This window comes from Methylobacterium sp. DB0501, from assembly GCF_011043735.1.
Lineage (GTDB): Bacteria > Pseudomonadota > Alphaproteobacteria > Rhizobiales > Beijerinckiaceae > Methylobacterium > Methylobacterium alsaeris.
On sequence record NZ_JAAKGV010000018.1, the window covers coordinates 37,685 to 55,558 of the forward strand.

The window sequence follows — 17,874 nt, forward strand, 5'->3', positions numbered from 1 at the left end:
GTGCGGGCGGATCGGCGGCGCCCCGCGACGGACGCCCTCGCGACGGAGCGCGACAGGAGAGGTGCGGTCGCTTAAGCGTGTGAGACCCCGCCCGGCCCCTTCCCTCCCTCAGCCCCTCTCCTCGCCATGCCTCTCCTCCTCAACGTCACCTTGCCGCGCAGCCTCGACGCGCTCCTCGCCCGGCCCTGGCCCGCGGGCGCGACGGTCGAGGCGTGGCTGTTCGAGGATTCGGGGAGCCGGCGCGAGGCCGAGCGGACGCTCGCCGCCCGGGGCGTCGCGGCGCGGCTGCGCAGCGCCTACAAGCCGCTGCTCCACGCCTTCCTGGAGGAGATCGACCTCGCCGGCGTCGCCGGGATCGCAATCGCCTATCCGGTGCATCCGGCGGCGGCGGCGCAGCGCTTCCTCACCGAGGCCTATCCGCTGGCGGCCCTCGTCGGCGCGGTCCCGCTCCGCTTCACCGCACAAGAGCCCCGCGAGACCGACCTGCCGGTCTACGAGGTCCGGCTGACGGACGGCGCGGGCGGGATCCGGGACCTGCGCGTCCCGGCCCCGAACCGCCGCCACGCCGACGCCTTCGGCCGGGTGCTCCTCTCGCCCACCGGCTGGCTCGGCGACGGGGAGACCGGCGCGCGTCTGGAGACCGATTACGAGGCCGCCTTCGCGCGGGCGATGGCGGCGGTGGCCGACCACCCGTGGGGCGACGCGGAGCCGTTCTTCGAGGAATTGTCGGTGCGGATCGGGATCCCGGCCCGCGACCGGGCGCTGCCCTGCGGCGAGGAGGCGGTCAGCCTGGCCGAGGCCCTGCACGAGGACCTCTACTTCTCGCTCCTCGAGCACTTCCAGCACCGCACCGGCCGCCCGCCGGGCGACCGGCACCTGCGGCCGGGCCAGATCGTGCCCGAGATCGCGATCCGCGACGGTGCGATCGCCGTCGCGGTGGAGACCCGCCCGCTCTCACGAGCCGGCGAGGCGCTGCCGGCGGCCGCCGACGGGATCCTGGCCGCGGAGGACCTGCCGGCGCTCCTCGCCGCCCTCGGCGGCACCGCGCTGTCGGCGACGGCGCGCTCGGGTCGCCCGGTCCTCGGCCGGTACGTCGAGGGGAGCGACCGCGCGGTGACGATCGGCTCCGGCCAGCATCCGAACGAGGTGACCGGACCCGCCGGGGCGCTGGCGGCGGCTCGGGAACTGGCCGCCCGCGACGGTGCGCATTTCACGATCTCGCCGCTGGAGAACCCGGACGGCGCGGCGCTCCAGCGCCGCCTCGCGGCGGAGAACCCGCGCCACATGCACCATGCGGCGCGCTACACGGCGCTGGGCGACGACCTGGAATACAGGATCGCCCCGCCCTTCCACGAGACCGCCCTGCGGCACGCGGCGGAACGGTGCAGCGGCGCGCGTCTGCACGTGAACCTGCACGGCTACCCGGCCCATGAATGGACCCGCCCGCTCTCGGGCTACCTGCCGTCAGGCTTCGAGACCTGGTCGCTGCCCCGCGGCTTCTTCCTGATCCTGCGCCACTGGCGCGGCTGGGCCGAGGCCGCGGAGGCGCTGGCGACCACCGTCACGGCGCGGCTCGCCGAGGACGCGGCGCTGATGGCGCTGACGCGGGCGCAGCTCGCCCTCAGCGCCCTTCACGCCCCCCTGCCACCGCTGCGGATCGTCAACGGGATCCCGTGCCTGATCGCCGAGGATGCCCGCCACCGCGTGCCGCTGACGCTGATCACCGAGTACCCGGACGAGACCATCGCGGGAGACGCCCTCGCGGCCGGGATCCGGGCCCAGGCGCGCACGGTGATCGCAGCCTACGACGCGTTCCAGGCGCTGGCGCTGCCGGAGGTGTGAGGCGCGGTCATCCCGGGGAAATGAAGGGCGCGGATCCCTCCCCGCGGGCGGGGAGAGGGGACATCCGCGCCCCGCCCCTTCCGTCGACGGACGGTTGACGCGGCGAACCGCCCTACCCCGCCGCCGCCTTGTCCTGCGTCTTCGTGTCGAAGTCGCCGGCGTCGTGGCGCTCGTGGAGCTGGTCGGCGGGATCGCCGGTGAGGCGGTTGACCTTGCGCCCGCGCTGCACCGCCGGCCGGGCGAGGATCTGGTCGGCCCAGCGGCGGACGTTGCGGTACTCCTCGACCGCCAGGAACTCGGCCGCCTCGTAGAGCCAGCCCTTCACCACGCCGCCGTACCAGGGCCAGATCGCCATGTCGGCGATGGTGTAGGCCTCGCCCGCGACGAACTCGGTCTCGGCGAGCCGGCGGTCGAGCACGTCGAGCTGGCGCTTCACCTCCATGGCGTAGCGGTTGATCGGGTATTCGAGCTTCACCGGCGCGTAATGGTAGAAATGGCCGAAGCCGCCGCCGAGGAACGGGGCCGAGCCCATCTGCCAGAACAGCCAGGACAGGGTCTCGGCGCGGGCGGCCGGCTCGGTCGGCAGGAAGGCGCCGAACTTCTCGGCGAGGTAGGTCAGGATCGCGCCCGATTCGAAGACCCGGACCGGCGTCGCGCCGCTGCGGTCGACGAGGGCCGGGATCTTGGAATTCGGGTTGGCCTCGACGAAGCCCGAGCCGAACTGGTCGCCGTCGCCGATGCGGATCAGCCAGGCATCGTACTCGGCGCCGGCATGGCCGAGGGCCAGCAGCTCCTCCAGCAGGATCGTGACCTTCTGCCCGTTCGGCGTGCCGAGGGAGTAGAGCTGGAGCGGATGGCGGCCGACGGGCAGCGGCTTCTCGTGCGTCGCCCCCGCGACCGGACGGTTGATGCTGGCAAAACGGCCGCCGCTCGCCTTGTCCCAGGTCCAGACCTTGGGCGGCACGTAACCGGCTGACTCGCTGTCGGCTGAATCGGTCATGGGGTGCTCTCCGGGATCGTTCCGAGGAGGCAGATCGGCAATGTCAGGCCATAGCGCAAGGGGCCCCCGGATCGGGGGCCCCCGGCCCTCACTTCATGTTGGCGTCGAAGATCCGGGCGAATTCGCCCGAGGCCTTGGTCAGGTGCAGCCACTGGTCGACATAGGCCTTGAACGCCGCGTCGCCGCGCGGCAGCAGGAAGCCCATCTCGCCGTACTGGAGCGGCTGGTCGGGGTTCACCGCGCACAGGCCCGGATGCAGCTTCTCCTGGAGCTTCACCTCGACGGATTCGGCGACCATCACGTCGGCGCGGCCTTCCGCGATCTCGCGCCAGATGACGCGGTTGTCCGGGAAGAGCCGGATCTGCGCGTCGCCGAGGTTGGCGCGGGCGAACTTCTCGTTCGTGCCGCCGGGATTGACGACGACGCGGGTCGCGGGCTGGTTGATGGCCTTCGTCGTCTGGTACTTGGCGACGTCGTCGCAGCGCACGATCGGCGCCTTGCCGTTCACCAGGTACATCTCGCTGAAGAACGCCTCGCGCTGGCGCGGCAGCGTCACCGAGATCCCGCTCATCGCGATGTCGCATTTCGCCTTGAAGTCGGCGAGCAGGTCCGACCACTTGGTCTGGATGAAGACGGCTTCCGCATCGAGCGACTTGGCGAGCGAGCGGCCGAGATCGATGTCGATCCCGACGAAGTCGTTGGCGCCGTCGGGGCGGTACGAGAACGGGCGGTAATCGCCGGTCGTGCAGACGTTGAGGACCTTGCGCTCGACGACCTGATCGAGGCGCGACGGCTCGCCCGCGGCGAGGGCCTGCGTCGCCGCGAGCGCCAGCATCCCGCCCACCGCCCAGCGCGACGTCACCGAACCCACCGCCATGTCCCGCACTCCCCGTCCCGTCCGTTCTTCGAGGGCGGCACCGTAGGGACGCGGGGTCGAACCGTCCAGCTTTTCGGGACGGTTCGACCCCACGGGTGTGATACGAAGTCCGGAAGATCCCTTCCGGACTTCGTATCGCCAGCCCGCGCGGCAATTGAGCGAAGCCGACCTCCGCATGGCGAACGCGATGGCGCAGCAATCGCCGAGCAATCGATCGGACATTGCATCAGAGGGCCGCCCGCTCGTCGGCGGGGGTCGCGACGAGGCGCGCCGCGGCCTCGTTGGCGGCCCGCAGGGCATCCGCGGGCGGCTCGCCCCGGGCGAGGCGCCCGGCCAGGGTGCCGACGAACATGTCGCCGGCGCCGTGGGTGCTGACGACCGTCACCGGCAGGCCAGGCAGAGCCACCGGGTCGGCGCCGGGCCCCGCCATGGCGACGCCGTCGCCGCCGGCCGTCACCACGGCGAGGCCGAAGCGGGCGCCGAGCGCGGCGGCGGCCGTGGCGGCATCCGCCAGCGATGCGACCGCGCCGCCGCCGAGCATCTCGGCCTCGATCGCGTTGACGACCAGGATGTCGACGTGGTCGGGCAGGTCGGTGGCGAACGGGCGGGCGGGCGCCGCGTTGAGGATCGTGGTCAACCCCAGGGCCTTGGCGCGGGCCGCGACGGTGGCGTTGACGGCTTCCGGGATCTCGTTCTGGAGGATCAGCACGCGGGCCTGCCCGAGGCGCGCGTCCGGGATCTGGCCGGGTGCGATCGCGAGGTTGGCGCCCGAGACGATCACCGCGCCGTAATCGCCGTCGTCGTCGAAGATCGCCACGCTCATCCCTGATCCGGTCCCGGGCAGGATCGCCACGGCGGCGCGGTCGACCCCCGCCCGGTCGAGCCCGGCGAGCAGCCGGCGGCCGAAATCGTCGTCGCCGACCGCCCCCACCATGGCGGTCGGCACGCCCTGCGCCTGCGCCGCCGCCGCCTGGTTGCCGCCCTTGCCGCCGAAGGCCGGGGCCCACGCCCGGCCGGTCACCGTCTCGCCCTTGCGGGGGCGGTCCGGCGCGTCGACGGTGATGTCGTAATGCAGGCTGCCGACGACGACGATCTCGGCGGCCGTGCCCTGTCCGTCCTTGTCTGAGGTGGTCATGCGCGCCCCCGTGCGAACCGGTCGACCAGCATGGCGAAGAGGATGATGAGGCCGGTGGCGAGCAGCTGGTAGAAGGCCTGGACGTTCATCAGCGTCAGGCCGTTGCGCATGGCGCCGAGGATCACCGCGCCCAGCAGCGTACCGACGATGCTGCCCTTGCCGCCCATCAGCGAGGCCCCGCCGATCGCCGCCGCCGCGATGGCGTCGAGCTCCCACAAGTTGCCGAGGATCGGCTCGGCGGCGCCGAGGCGGCCGACCAGGATCAGCGCGGCGAGCGCCGCCAGCGTGCCCGACAGCATGTAGGCGCCGATCTTGGTGAGCGCGATCGGCACACCGGCGATGTGGGCCGCCTCCTCGTTGCCGCCCACCGCCAGCAGGTACTCGCCGAACGGCGTGCGGCGCAGGATCAGCCCGGCCAGGATGGCGACGACCAGCACCACGAGCACCGGCGCCGGCACGCCGAACAGGCTGCCGTTCACGATCGCCCGGAAGTCCCGCGGCACGCCGAAGACCGGGTTGCCGTCCGTGGCGATCAGGGCGAGGGCCCGGTAGGTGCTGAGCGTGCCCAGCGTGACGATGAAGGGCTGCAGGCCGCCGAAGCAGATCAGCGCGCCGTTGACGGCGCCGCACGCCGCGCCGAGCGCCAGCCCGGCCAGGATCGCGAGACCGGGCGGCGCGCCGGCCACCATCAGGCTCGCCGCCAGCACCGCCGAGAGCGCCGCGACCGGTCCGACCGAGAGGTCGATGCCGCCCGACACGATCACCAGCGTCATGCCGAGCGCCACGCAGGCGTTGATGCTCGATTGCTGCAGGATGTTGAGGAGGTTGCGCTCGGTCAGGAAGCCCGGCGCCAGGACGGCGAAGACCAGCACGATCAGCACGAGGCCGATGAGGGTGCCGAAATCGCGGACGGAGACGCGCAGCCGCATGGCCGGGCCGGGCGACGGGGCGGCGTTGCCGGCGAGGGGTGGCTCTGTGACGGTGGACATGACGGGGCCTCGACGGCGCGGGACGTGTGAGGTTCGGGCGGTCAGGCGGCGCGCCCGGACCGGGGGACCGATTGCGGCACCGCATGGGCGACGATGGCCTGCTCGGTGAGGGCGTCGCGGCCGAGCTCCGCGGCGATGCGGCCCTGGCGCATCACCAGCACCCGGTCGGACAGGCGCAGCAGCTCGGGCAGCTCCGAGGAGACGACGATCACCGACTTCCCCTCGGCGGCCAGCCGCTCGATCAGCCCGTAGATCTCCGCCTTGGCGCCGATGTCGATGCCGCGGGTCGGCTCGTCGAAGAGCAGGATCTGGCTGCCGGCGGCGATCCAGCGGGCGATGATGCCCTTCTGCTGGTTGCCGCCGCTGAACAGGCGGATCGGCCGGTCGATCTGCATCGGCCGCAGGTTCACCTCGGCGAGGAGCCGCGCCGCCTCGGCCCGCAAGGCCCGCCGGCGGACGAGGCCGCGCGGCGCGAACCGGGCCATCGAGGGCAGCGCCAGGTTGGCGACCATCGAGCGCTGGGGCACGATGCCGTCGCGCTTGCGCTCCTCGGGCACGAGCCCGATCCCGGCCGCGATCGCCGCGCGGGGACCCGGCCGCGTGAGGGGCCTTCCATTCACGGCGATCGTGCCGGACTCGGCGCGGTCGGCGCCCGCGATGAGGCGCAGGAGTTCGGTGCGGCCGGCGCCGATCAGCCCGGCGATGCCCAGCACCTCGCCGCGCCGCAGGTCGAAGCTCGCCTCGACGACCCGGGTGCCGGCGGTCAGGCCGCGCACCGACAGGACCGTCTCCGGCCGCACCGACGAGCGGTGCGCCGCCGCCGCCAGCTCGCGGCCGACCATCATGGCGACGACCGCGCCCTCGGTGGTGCCGGCGAGCGCCACCTCGCCGACGCGGCGCCCATCGCGCATGATCGTGGCGCGGCTGCAGGTTTTGAACACCTCGTCCATCTTGTGCGAGACGTAGATGATCGAGACGCCGCGTGCCGCGAGGCCGGCGATGACGGCGGCCAGGCGCTCGAACTCGCTCGGCGTCAGGCTCGAGGTCGGCTCGTCCATGGCGATGATCCGGGCCTTGTCGAGGAGCGCCCGGGCGATCTCGACGATCTGGCGCTGCGCCACCGTGAGGCTGCGGACCTTCGCCTCCGGCCGGATCGACGGGTCGAGCGGCGCCAGGGCCTCGGCGGCGAGCGCCTCCTGCCGGGCGCGGTCGACGAAGAGCCCGGCCCGCCGCAGGGACCGGCCCAGGAACATGTTCTGCGCCACGCTCAGCTCGGGAACCTGCTGCAGCTCCTGGTGGATCATCGCGATCCCAGCGCGCCGCGCCGCCAGCGGCGAGCGCAGGGTGAGCGCCTCCCCGTCCACCGCGATGCTGCCCTCGTCGGCCTTCAGGACGCCCGACAGGATCTTCATCAGCGTCGACTTGCCCGCCCCGTTCTCGCCGAGCAGCGCGTGGACCTCGCCCGGTCGGACGGTCAGGGTCATGTCGGCAAGCGCGGTCACGCCCGGGAAGCGCTTGGTGAGGCCGTGGATGTGCAGGCGCGGGGGCTCGGCGGGGGGCATGGCGGGACCGCGGGTTGGGGGGCAGCCGTGGACGCGTTTGGGCGACGTGAAGACTGGCGAATCGTAGGCGATGCCGTTCCGACAAAGCTTGTTCGATCCGCTCCGATAGACTTTTCAACCTCTGCGTCATCCCGGGTTCTTGCCTGCGGCGAGCGCCGGGATGACGCAGGGAGATGTCGGCGTGCGTGCCACGTAGACCGGCGCAGCCGCTCGACTCATACGACGTCGGGAAGGGATCGTCCGGACGTCGTCTCACTTGGTATCACTTCACCTGGTATCACTTGCCCGACCGGGCATCCTCCTCGAGCACCGCCCGCAGGTCGGCGCCCTTGCCCTTGTAGCGCTCGATGTTGTCCTTGGTGACGAGGGCCTGCGGCGTGGCGACGACCCGCGGGACCGGCTCCTTGGCGAGAACCCGCAGGGCCGCCTCCATGGCGACCTCGCCGGTCAGGACCGGGAAGCTGTCGACGGTGCCGGTCAGCTCGCCGGCACGGATCGACGCGTGGGCGTCGTTGATCCCGTCGGTGCCGAACACCGCGACCTTGCCGAGGAGACCGGCGTTCTTCACCGCCTCGACGACGCCGAGCGCCATCGTGTCGTTGTTGCAGTAGAAGCCGACGAGGTCCGGGTGCTGCTGCAGGATCGTGGTGGCGGCGTCGTAGGAGAGCTGGCGGTCCCAGTTGCCGGGCACGCTGGCCACGACCTTGAACGCAGTTCCCTCCGCCGCGAGGGTCGCCTTGAAGCCGGCGGTGCGCTGGGTCGCCGCGTAGACCCCGGCCTGCCCCTCGATGACCGCGAGCTTGCCGCCCTTCGGCCGGTTGGCGATGAACCAGCGGGCGACGCGCACGCCGTTGTCGCGCTGCACGTTGCCGACGTAGTGCGCCGCCTGCGGGATCACCGCGTCGTTGACGTTGACGACCGGGATGCCGGCCGTCTTCGCCTCGCCCAGGATCGGCTCGAGGTTGGCGTTGGTCTGCGGCGAGACCAGCAGCACGTTGACCCCCTGCGCGATCATCGTCTCGGCGATCGACAGCTGGCCGACCTGGTCGCCCTCGTTCTGCGCCGCCTGGTAGGCGACCTTCACGCCCAGCGGCTTGGCGAAGCTCTGATAACCCTCGCCGAGGAGGCGCCAATACTCGTTGGTCAACGTCTTCGAGACGGCGCCGGCGCGGGTGCCGGATGCGGGCTTCGGCAGCGGGCCGAGCTTCGCGGCCAGCTGACTCCAGTCGATCCGGTCCGGCTCGCTGTCCGGGTTGAGCGGCTTCAGCTCCTGCGCTTGCACCAGCGTCGCGGCAAGCAGCATGAACCCGGACAACAGCAACGACTTCATGGCGTTCCTCCTGCCGGCCGACGGGGGCGGCCGGTCTGTTGCGTCAGACGATCTCGAAGACTTCTCGCGACGGAATCAGCGCCCGAGCATCGCCCGGCGGACCAGGTTCTGGCTCGTCACCGGGTCCTGGCGGGCGATGGCCGCGCTCAGTTCGTTGTCGCCCTCGAGCGTCTCGACCACGCCGAGCATCGCCGTCACGGTGGCGATGTTGGCCTCGCACTCCGCCACCGGGTCGAGCCCGGTCAGGTCGGGGAAGGTGTCGAAGTAGATCGGGCCGTGAAACCCGTCCTTGCGGACCTGGCGCAGGAGCTCGATCGTCTGGATCGGGTGCACCGCGCCGACCATCAGCCCGTCGTCGCGCTTGGCGTAGCCGTCGTTGAGGTGCAGGCCGAGGATGCGGCTGTGCCGGGCGATCAGGGCCGCCGCGAAGGCCGGCTGCTCGTCGGCGTAGAGCACGTGGGCGAAATCGAGGGTGACGCCGAGATTCGGCAGGTCGATCTCGCGAAGCGCCAGCAGGGTCGTGGCGCAGTCGGGCAGCAGGCTGTAGGCGCGCGGCTCGTTCGGCTTGTACTCGATGCTGACCAGGCAGTCGGGATCGTGCAGCGCGACCTCGCGGATGCCGTCGATCTCGTCGGCCCAGAGCTTCCTGTAATCGGCCTGGAAGGCGTAGTCGAAGCCGTCCTGGCCGAGCCAGAGCGTCATCAGGGAGCAGCCGGCCTCGCGGCCCGCGTCGATGCCGCGCTTCGTCAGGTCGATCGCCTCGCGCCGCACCGCCGGGTCCGGGTTGGTGAAGGCGCCGAGCTTGAAGGCCGGGTTCGAGTAGTAGCGCATCGCCAGGCCGTTCAGCGTCAGGCCCAGGTCGCGGATCGCGTTGCCGGTCGCCCGCGGGTCGGAGCCGAGGTGATCGGGGAAGTTCAGGTCGACGTCGGTGAGGCCGCGGGCGGTCGCCGCGCGCGCCGCCATCTCCAGGGGGCTCGGCTTGCCGTGGCCCGCGGGCCAGAAGGCGTCGGGCTTCGAGGCGAACGAATTCAGGCGCGTCGCGAAGCGGACGGGGGCGGATGTCACCGGCGAGTCTCCTGTGTCTCGCCGTTACATCACAGATTTTGGTAAATCCGTAAAGTGCAAATCAGGAACCTGCCGACCGGCACCCCTCTCTATATGCTGCGGCGCAGCGAGATTCGCCGCGCGCGGTTCCGCTGGGGGATGGCCTTGACTCGGCCTCGGCTTCACGCATACCAGTGTTGCAGTAAATAACGCGGCGGCCAAATGCCGGATCGCCAAGGGTCGAGGGGACGCACCATGGATCGACGCACCACGTTGAAGATGCTCGGCGGCCTGGCGGTCGCGGCCCCCTTCGGCGGGATCAGGGGCGCCGCCCCGGCTTTCGCGGCCGCCCCCAAGACCATGGCGACGGTGGTCAAGGCGGCCGGCGTGCCGTGGTTCAACATCCTCAACCAGGGCCTTGAGGCCGCCGGCAAGCAGTTCAACATCACCACGACGATGGTCGGGCCGGCCCAGGTCGATCCGGCCCAGCAGGTCAAGCTCATCGACGACCTCATCGCCAAGAAGGTCGACGTGATCGGCCTCGTGCCGCTCGACGTGAAGGTGACGGCCCAGGCCGTGAAGCGCGCGCGGGATGCCGGCATCCTGGTCATCACCCAGGAGGGCGAGAACCAGGACGGCAAGACCTGGGACCTGGAGCTGATCAGCCCCAAGAACTACGGCGAGATGCAGATGAAGGCCCTCGCCCGCGAGATGGGCGAGGAAGGCGAGTACGTCGTCTATGTCGGCACGCTGACGACGCCGGGCCACAATCAGTGGGCCGATGCCGCCATCGCCTACCAGAAGGCGCATTATCCCAAGATGAAGATGGCGGCCGACCGCTTCCCGGGCGCTGACCTGATCGACGATTCCACCCGCGTGACCCAGCAGGTGCTGCAGACCTACCCGGAGGTGCGCGGCATCCTGTCGATGGGCTCGAACGGGCCGATCGGCGCCGGCAACGTGATCCGGCAGCGGCGCCTGGAGAAGAAGGTCGCCGTGGTCGGCACGCTGATCCCGGCCCAGGCGCAGGCCCTGATCATGGGCGGCGCGATCCGCGAGGGCTTCCTGTGGAACCCCAAGGATGCTGGCTACGGCATGGTCGCGGTCGCCCGCATGGCGCTCGACGGCACGCCGATCAAGACCGGGACCGAGATCCCGACGCTCGGACCGGCGACCGTCGACGAGGCGAACCGGGTGATCCAGGTCGATCGCGTGCTGACGATCAACAAGAATACCGTCGGCGATCTGGTGAAGCAGGGGCTCTGATCCCGCGCAGGGTCCGGGCCTGGTCCGACGAACCGGAATCCGGTTCGTCCAAGACGTCGCCGAAGCAGACGTTTCGAAGGGCTTGAGGCGCAGCATATTGCTGCCTCATAAGCCTCCGCCTTTCCCGGACGACCGCAGCGAAGCGGAAGGAGATCCGGGAAAGGGGGAGGCTGATACGAATCCGGACGATGACTTCCGGATTTCGTATCACCGGCCTGCGCGGCGCTGGGGCGACGCCGATTTCCGCATTGCGACGCGATCCGTCGGAAATCGTATGACGAGGCGCCGTGGGCCCGGACAAACCGCATGGCCCTGCCGTCCTGCACCGGATGAAATGCGATCAGATGCGGCGCACGTGGACCAGTCCCTGCCCCCTCCCTCCCGATTGCGGACCCGAGCGATGATGTTCCTGGAGATGCGGGGCGTGTCGAAGCGGTTCGGCGGGGTCCAGGCCCTGTCGGATCTCGATTTCGACCTCGCGCGCGGCGAGATCCACTGCCTCGTCGGCGGCAACGGCTCGGGCAAGTCCACGATGATCAAGATCATCGCGGGCGTGCAGCCCCCCGATCCCGGCGGCCGCCTGGTGGTCGAGGGCCGCGAGCAGACGCGGCTCACGCCGGTGGAGAGCAGCGCGCTCGGCATCCAGGTGATCTACCAGGACCTGTCGCTGTTTCCCAACCTCACGGTGGCGGAGAACATCGCGGTCGCGCAGCATCGCGGCCTGACCGGGCTGGTGAAGCGCAAGACGATGCGCGCGGTCGCGGAAGCCGCGATGCGGCGCATCGGCGTCGCGCTCGATCTCGACGAGCGGGTGGCGCACCTGTCGATCGCCAACCGGCAGCTCGTGGCGATCTGCCGGGCGATCGCGGCCGACGCCAAGCTCGTCATCATGGACGAGCCGACCGCGTCGCTGACCCGCCACGAGGTCGATGCGCTGCTGGCGCTGACCCTCGAACTGAAGCGCCGCGACATCAGCGTGCTGTTCGTCAGCCACCGCTTCGACGAGGTGCTGGAGATCGCCGAGCGGGTCACGGTGATCCGCGACGGCGTGAAGCTCGGCACCTTTGAGGCCAAGGACATGACCGAGCAGCGTCTCGCCGTGCTGATGTCCGGCCGCTCCTTCACCTACGAGACCAAGGAGCGGACGATTCCCCGCGCGCGCCCGGTCCTGAGCGTCGAGGGGCTGTGCAAGACGGGCGAGTACCAGGAGATCGGCTTCTCGCTCTATCCCGGCGAGATCCTCGGGCTGACCGGGCTGCTCGGGGCCGGCCGCACCGAGCTGGCGCTCTCGCTCTTCGGCATGAACGCGCCGGATTCCGGCACCATCCGGATCGACGGCGAGCCGGTGACGTTCCGCTCGAACCGCGACGCCATCGCGCGCGGCATCGCCTACGTGCCGGAGGACCGCCTGTCGCTGTCGCTGGTCCTCGACCAGTCGATCGGCGCCAACATCACCCTGCCGGTGCTCGACACGCTGACGAACGGCGTCGGCTTCCTGCGCCGCAGCCGCGAGGCCGGGCTGATCCGCGACTGGATCCGCGGGCTCGCGATCAAGATCGGCACGCCGGACGATCCGGTCCGGACCCTGTCGGGCGGCAACCAGCAGCGGGTGGTGATCGCCAAGTGGCTCGCCACCAAGCCCCGGGTCCTGATCCTCGACAGCCCGACGGTCGGCGTCGACCTGCACGGCAAGGACGGCATCTACCAGCTCGTCAAGGACCTGGCGGCGCAAGGGCTGGCGGTCATCATGATCTCCGACGAGATCCCGGAGGTCCTCTACCATTGCGACCGCATCCTGGTGATGCGGGACGGCCGGCTGACCGGCGAAGTCATGGCGCACCACGTCGCCGAGCCCGATCTGAGGAGGATGGTGCATGCGTAAGGGCCCGCGCCGAGGGCGCGCACCGCAGGAACTCTGGCTCGGGCTCGTCATCCTGGCGATGGTGGTCGTGCTGACCGCGCTCCGGCCGAACTTCCTCAGCATCCAGAACATCCTCGAGATGCTGAACGCGACCGCGTTCAACGGCATCCTGGTCTCGGGCCTGCTGATCGTGCTGATCGCCGGCGGCATCGACATCTCGTTCGCGGCGGTCGCTTCGGTGGCGCAATACGCGGCGCTGACGGTCGCCAACGCCACCGGGGCGGGCTGGGGCGAGATCGTCGCCATCGCAGGCGGCATCGGCTTGAGCCTCGGCCTCCTCAACGGCGCCCTGGTGAGCACGCTCGGCATCGCCAGCATCATCGTCACCATCGCCACGCAGAGCGTGATCTACGGCATCCTGCTCACCGTCACCCGGGGCCAGGACATCTTCACCCTGCCGCCCTGGTTCGCCGACGGGGTCGACCTCTTCGTCACGTCCGACGCGAAGGGCAACGTCTACGCGGTCAGCCTGCAGATCTGGGCGCTCGTGCTCGCCTTCCTGGTCGCCTGGTTCCTGCTCAACCGGACGCATTTCGGCCGGCAGGTCTTCGCCCTCGGCGGCAACCCGGAGGCGGCCCGGCGCGTCGGTTTCGGCACGACCCGGCTCAACCTGCTCGTCTACGGCTATATGGGCCTCGTCGCCGGCCTCGCCTCGCTGGTGCAGGCGCAATACACCCAGTCGGTGTCGCCCACCGCCCTCGTCGGGCGCGAGCTCGAGGTGGTGGCCGCCGCGGTGCTCGGCGGGGCGAGCCTCGAGGGCGGCAGCGGCTCGGTGCTCGGCGCGATCCTCGGCCTCGCCCTCGTGGTCATCATGAAGAACGGCCTCGCGCTGCTCGGCGTCTCCTCCTACTGGACGGACTTCTTCACCGGCCTCGTCATCGTGGCGGCAGTCGCCGTCATGGCCGGTCGCGCCCGCCGGCGCTGGCACGAATCCCCGGGTCTCGCCTGATGCCGGCCCTGCTCCTGCGAACGGTCGGCCGCACCAACCTGCGGCTCCTCGCCCTCCTTGCCCTCCTGTGCCTCGCCGCCGCACCGCTGATCGGCGACCGGCTGTTCGCGCCGGCGGGCCTGCGCTCGATGGCCTACCAGCTGCCGGAACTCGGGCTCCTGTCGCTCGCCATGATGGTGGCGCTGCTCTCCGGCGGGCTCGATTTGTCGATCATCGCCACCGCGAACCTCGCGGCGCTCGCCGCGGCGGCGGTGCTGAAGGCGGCGCCGGAGGGCGCGTCCGGCGCGCTCCTCGTCGCCATCGAGGCGGGCGCGCTGCTCGCCGGGCTCGCGACGGCGGCAGCCGTCGGCCTCCTCAACGGAACCCTGGTCGGCTACCTGCGCGTCTCGCCGATCCTCGCGACGCTGGGCACCATGACGCTGGTCAAGGGGCTGGCGATCGGGCTCACCCACGGCAGCGTCGTGTCGGATTTCCCGCCCGACATCCTGTTCCTCGGCAGCGGCGCGGTGGGCGGCGTGCCGATGCCGCTCCTGCTGTTCGGGCTCGTCGCGCTGGGCTTAGGCGTCCTGCTCACCCGCACGCCCTTCGGCACCATCCTCTCGCTGATGGGCTCGAATCAGCAGGCGGTGCGCTTCTCCGGCATCGACACGCGGGCGGCGCTCCTGCGCACCTACATGCTGACCTCGATGGTCGCCGCCACCGCCGGGTTCGTCATGATGGCGCGGTTCAACTCGGCCAACGCGGCCTACGGCGAGAGCTACCTCCTCGTCACGATCCTCGCCTGCGTGCTCGGCGGCATCTCGCCGACCGGCGGCTTCGGGCGGGTCGGCGGCCTCGTCCTGTCGCTGGTCGTGCTGCAGCTGATCTCGACGGCCTGCGTGCTGCTCGATTTCAGCCAGTTCCTCACCCTGGCGATCTGGGGCGGGATCCTGCTCGCCGTCAGCCTGATCGGGGCGGTGCGCGACCAGCTGCGGCCGCTCCTCGCCACCTTGCGCGCGCCGCTCCCCCGCCCCGCCGGGCGGCAGACCGTGGATGCGAAAGGACCGTCATGCTGAAGGGACTGGACCGGGCTCTGTCGGCCGAGCTCCTGGGCACGCTGATGGCGATGGGCCACGGCGACGACCTGCTCGTCTGTGACGTCAACCATCCGGCCGCCAGCATCGCCCGCCACACGGTGCACGGGCGGGTGATCGACATGGCCGGCTGCGATCTGCCCCGTGCCGCGCAGGCCATCCTGTCGGTGATGCCGCTCGACACCTTCGTGCCGGCGCCCGTGAAGCGGATGCAGGTGGTGGGCGATCCCGACCGGCTGATGCCCGCGCACATGCGGATGCAGGAGGTCGTCGACCGCGCCGAGGGCCGGCCGGTTCCGGTGGAGGCGCTGGAGCGCTTCGCCTTCTACGCCGCCGCCCGCGAGGCCTTCGCGGTCGTGCGCACCGCCGATCCCGGCCCTTATGGCTGCTTCATCCTGCGCAAGGGCGTGGTCTGAGGCTCCGGGCGGCGCCCCCCGGGGCGCTGCCCGGTCTTAAGCCCTGCCGGACTACAGTGAGGCGTTCCTCGCAGGAGACGGACCCGATGAGCGACGTGATGGATCCGAAGTCGGTCGGGCCGCGGATCCGCATGATGCGGCCGAACCTGACGCCGCTCGAGGCCAAGGTCGTCGACAGCGTGTTCGGGCGGCGCGACTTCGGCACCGAGACGGCGCTCAAGGACGTGGCCGAGACCGCCGGGGTCTCCGAGGCCATGGTGGTCAAGATCGCCAAGAAGCTCGGCTTCTCGGGCTACCGCGACTTCCGCCAGAACGTCGCCGATTACGTGCGCGTCTCGGAAGGAGAGATGCACGACGAACTCTCCCCCGACGATTCGGGCGCCGAGATCGTCAGCAAGGTCTTCCGGGCCTCGATCCAGGCGCTCGAGGAGACGCTGGCCATCGCCGACATCGCCGCCTTCGAGCGCGCGGCGGATTTCCTGGCGGAGGCGCGCCGGCGCGACTTCTACGGCGTCGGCGGCTCGGCCCAGATCGCCCGCGACGGCGCCCACAAGTTCCTGCGCATCGGCATTCACGCCGCGGTCTACGACGACGCCCACATGATGGCGATGTCGGCCTCGCTGCTCGGCACGCGGGACGTGGCGGTCGGCTTCTCGCATACCGGCGCCACCCTGGTGACGCTGGACGCGCTCCAGATCGCCCGGCGCCGCGGCGCCCGCACGATCGCGATCACCAACTACTCGCATTCCCCCCTCGCCGAGGCTGCCGACGTGGTCCTGTGCTCGACCGCCCGCGGCTCGCCGCTGCTGGGCGAGAACGCGGCGGCGCGGATCGCCCAGCTCAACATCCTCGACGCCATCTTCGTCCTGGTGGCGCAGCGCGACATCAAGTCCGCCGAGGCGAACCTGGTGCGCACAAAGGACGCGGTCCGGGACAAGCGCCGGGGGTGACCGGCGCGCGCGCCGATCGCCCCCTCCCCTTGACGGAAGTCCGTGTCCAATTCGACAGTGGGCGAACCGAGGTCGCCCCGCACGGCGCGCCGCGAGACGAACGCCCACAAGGGCGAACAATATCGGGAGGAAGCCGACATGACGACGAGCGAGAAAGCCCGTCCCGGGACCGGACTGCGCCGCGCGGCCTGGATGTCCGCCGCCCTGGTGGCGGCGGGGCTGACCGGCGGGGCTGCCGGCGCGCAGGGCCTCAAGCAGTACGATTCGAGCGGCAAGGCGTTCTGGAAGAACCCGCCGCCGGACTGGTTCCTGGGCGACGAGACCTCGGCGCAGAAGGGCCTCGCGCCGCCGGCCAACCCGGCGCTCCCGGCCTCGGAGGACGAGCTGGCGGAGAACCTGAAGGCGGTCAAGCTGCCGGCGGGCTTCACGATCAGCGTCTTTGCCAGCGGCGTGCCCGAGGCGCGCCAGATGGCCCTCGGCGACAAGGGCACCCTGTTCGTCGGCTCGTTCGGCGCGACCAACGTCTACGCCATCGTCGACCAGGGCGGCAAGAAGGTCGTCAAGACGATCCTCAAGGGCCTCAACATGCCCACCGGCCTCGCTTACCGCGACGGCGCGCTCTACGTCGTGGCGATCGACAAGATCTATCGCTACGACAACATCGAGGCCAATCTCGACAAGCCGCCGGAGCCGGTCGTCGTCTATGACGACATGCCATCCTACGTGCCGCATGGCTGGAAATACCTGACCTTCGACAAGGACGGCTGGGTCTACGTGCCGTTCGGCCCGCCCTTCAACATCGGTAACCCGCCGAGCAGCGTGTCGCAGGTGCGCCGCGTCGACCTGAAGACCGGGGCGGCGGAGATCGTGGCGCTCGGCGTGCGCAACAGCGTCGGCGGCGACATCGACCCGCGCACCGGCCGCTACTGGTTCACCGAGAACGCCCGCGACTGGATGAGCGACGACGTCCCGAGCGACAAGCTCAACATGATCTCGAAGGTCGTCGAGCATTTCGGCTATCCGTACTGCCACCAGGGCGACATGCCGGATCCGAAATTCGCTCAAGGCCGCACCTGCGCCGAGTTCACGCCGCCGGTGGCGAAGCTCGGGGCGCACGTGGCCCCGCTCGGCATGAAGTTCTACACCGGCTCGTCCTTCCCGGCCGAGTACAAAAACAACATCTTCATCGCCGAGCACGGCTCCTGGAACCGCCACAAGTACCAGGGCGGGCGCATCGAGCGGGTGATCGTCGATCCGGACGGCAAGAACGCCAAGATGGAGACCTTCGCCTCGGGCTGGCTCAAGGGCGACCGCGACTATACGGGGCGTCCGGCCGACATCCTGGTGGCGCCGGACGGGTCGCTGCTGGTGGCCGACGACTGGGCCGGTGCGATCTATCGCATCGCCTACACCAAGTGAGCGGGGTTCCCCCTCGCGCCCGCAAGCCGGCCCGGAGTGTCTCCGGGCCGGCCCGCGCCGCGCTCGTCGCCCTCACCCTCACGGCCTCGGCTGGGGCCCGA

The 17,874-nt window shown here is 70.8% G+C and carries 15 protein-coding genes; 8 read left to right on the top strand and 7 right to left on the bottom strand.

What is annotated here, in order from left to right:
* The first annotated feature begins 126 nt into the window (after nucleotides 1-126).
* Entirely contained in the window at nucleotides 127-1,842 is a 1,716-nt protein-coding gene (locus G4G93_RS24090) for a peptidase M14 (RefSeq protein WP_165088063.1), read from the top strand.
* 112 nt (nucleotides 1,843-1,954) lie between these two features.
* Here G4G93_RS24090 and yghU read toward each other — a convergent pair whose 3' ends face one another.
* From yghU to G4G93_RS24125, 7 genes are all read right to left on the bottom strand, one after another.
* Nucleotides 1,955-2,842, bottom strand: coding sequence for a glutathione-dependent disulfide-bond oxidoreductase (gene yghU, locus G4G93_RS24095; protein ID WP_165088066.1), 888 nt, complete (start codon nucleotides 2,840-2,842; stop codon nucleotides 1,955-1,957).
* An 88-nt stretch (nucleotides 2,843-2,930) separates the two neighbouring features.
* On the bottom strand, nucleotides 2,931-3,719 hold the full coding sequence (locus G4G93_RS24100; RefSeq protein ID WP_165088069.1) for a transporter substrate-binding domain-containing protein: 789 nt from the start codon (nucleotides 3,717-3,719) through the stop codon (nucleotides 2,931-2,933).
* A 226-nt stretch (nucleotides 3,720-3,945) separates the two neighbouring features.
* A complete protein-coding gene (locus G4G93_RS24105; protein ID WP_165088071.1) occupies nucleotides 3,946-4,854 on the bottom strand; it encodes a PfkB family carbohydrate kinase in 909 nt (302 codons plus the stop codon).
* Nucleotides 4,851-5,783: an ABC transporter permease gene (locus tag G4G93_RS24110; RefSeq protein WP_165088371.1), complete on the bottom strand. Its 933-nt coding sequence runs from the start codon at nucleotides 5,781-5,783 to the stop codon at nucleotides 4,851-4,853. Before G4G93_RS24110 ends, G4G93_RS24105 begins: the two co-directional genes overlap by 4 nt.
* A 101-nt stretch (nucleotides 5,784-5,884) precedes the next feature.
* Nucleotides 5,885-7,405 (bottom strand): sugar ABC transporter ATP-binding protein, encoded by a 1,521-nt coding sequence (locus G4G93_RS24115; protein ID WP_165088074.1) that lies wholly within the window; start codon nucleotides 7,403-7,405, stop codon nucleotides 5,885-5,887.
* Between the two features lie 277 nt (nucleotides 7,406-7,682).
* Entirely contained in the window at nucleotides 7,683-8,735 is a 1,053-nt protein-coding gene (locus G4G93_RS24120; RefSeq protein WP_165088077.1) for a substrate-binding domain-containing protein, read from the bottom strand.
* Nucleotides 8,736-8,810: 75 nt separating this feature from the next.
* Nucleotides 8,811-9,800, bottom strand: coding sequence for a sugar phosphate isomerase/epimerase family protein (locus G4G93_RS24125; RefSeq protein ID WP_312892254.1), 990 nt, complete (start codon nucleotides 9,798-9,800; stop codon nucleotides 8,811-8,813).
* Between the two features lie 234 nt (nucleotides 9,801-10,034).
* Here G4G93_RS24125 and G4G93_RS24130 point away from each other — a divergent pair, with 234 nt between their 5' ends.
* The 7 genes from G4G93_RS24130 to G4G93_RS24160 all read left to right on the top strand — a co-directional run bounded on the left by G4G93_RS24130 (nucleotide 10,035) and on the right by G4G93_RS24160 (nucleotide 17,773).
* On the top strand, nucleotides 10,035-11,045 hold the full coding sequence (locus tag G4G93_RS24130; RefSeq protein ID WP_165088079.1) for a substrate-binding domain-containing protein: 1,011 nt from the start codon (nucleotides 10,035-10,037) through the stop codon (nucleotides 11,043-11,045).
* Nucleotides 11,046-11,445: 400 nt separating this feature from the next.
* Nucleotides 11,446-12,927 (top strand): sugar ABC transporter ATP-binding protein, encoded by a 1,482-nt coding sequence (locus tag G4G93_RS24135; protein WP_246736983.1) that lies wholly within the window; start codon nucleotides 11,446-11,448, stop codon nucleotides 12,925-12,927.
* Complete coding sequence (locus G4G93_RS24140) at nucleotides 12,920-13,915, top strand: ABC transporter permease (RefSeq protein WP_165088082.1); 996 nt, start codon at nucleotides 12,920-12,922, stop codon at nucleotides 13,913-13,915. Before G4G93_RS24135 ends, G4G93_RS24140 begins: the two co-directional genes overlap by 8 nt.
* Nucleotides 13,915-14,970 carry an ABC transporter permease gene (locus tag G4G93_RS24145; protein WP_165088085.1) on the top strand — a complete coding sequence of 352 codons (1,056 nt, stop codon included), beginning with the start codon at nucleotides 13,915-13,917 and terminating at the stop codon, nucleotides 14,968-14,970. The genes G4G93_RS24140 and G4G93_RS24145 overlap by 1 nt, the downstream gene beginning before the upstream one ends.
* A complete protein-coding gene (locus G4G93_RS24150) occupies nucleotides 14,964-15,404 on the top strand; it encodes an RbsD/FucU family protein (RefSeq protein WP_165088088.1) in 441 nt (146 codons plus the stop codon). Before G4G93_RS24145 ends, G4G93_RS24150 begins: the two co-directional genes overlap by 7 nt.
* Nucleotides 15,405-15,490: 86 nt before the next feature.
* Entirely contained in the window at nucleotides 15,491-16,354 is an 864-nt protein-coding gene (locus G4G93_RS24155; protein WP_165088090.1) for a MurR/RpiR family transcriptional regulator, read from the top strand.
* 192 nt (nucleotides 16,355-16,546) lie between these two features.
* The gene (locus G4G93_RS24160; RefSeq protein WP_165088379.1) at nucleotides 16,547-17,773 is read left to right on the top strand and encodes a sorbosone dehydrogenase family protein; all 1,227 of its coding nucleotides are present in this window, start codon (nucleotides 16,547-16,549) and stop codon (nucleotides 17,771-17,773) included.
* Nucleotides 17,774-17,874 lie beyond the last annotated feature (101 nt).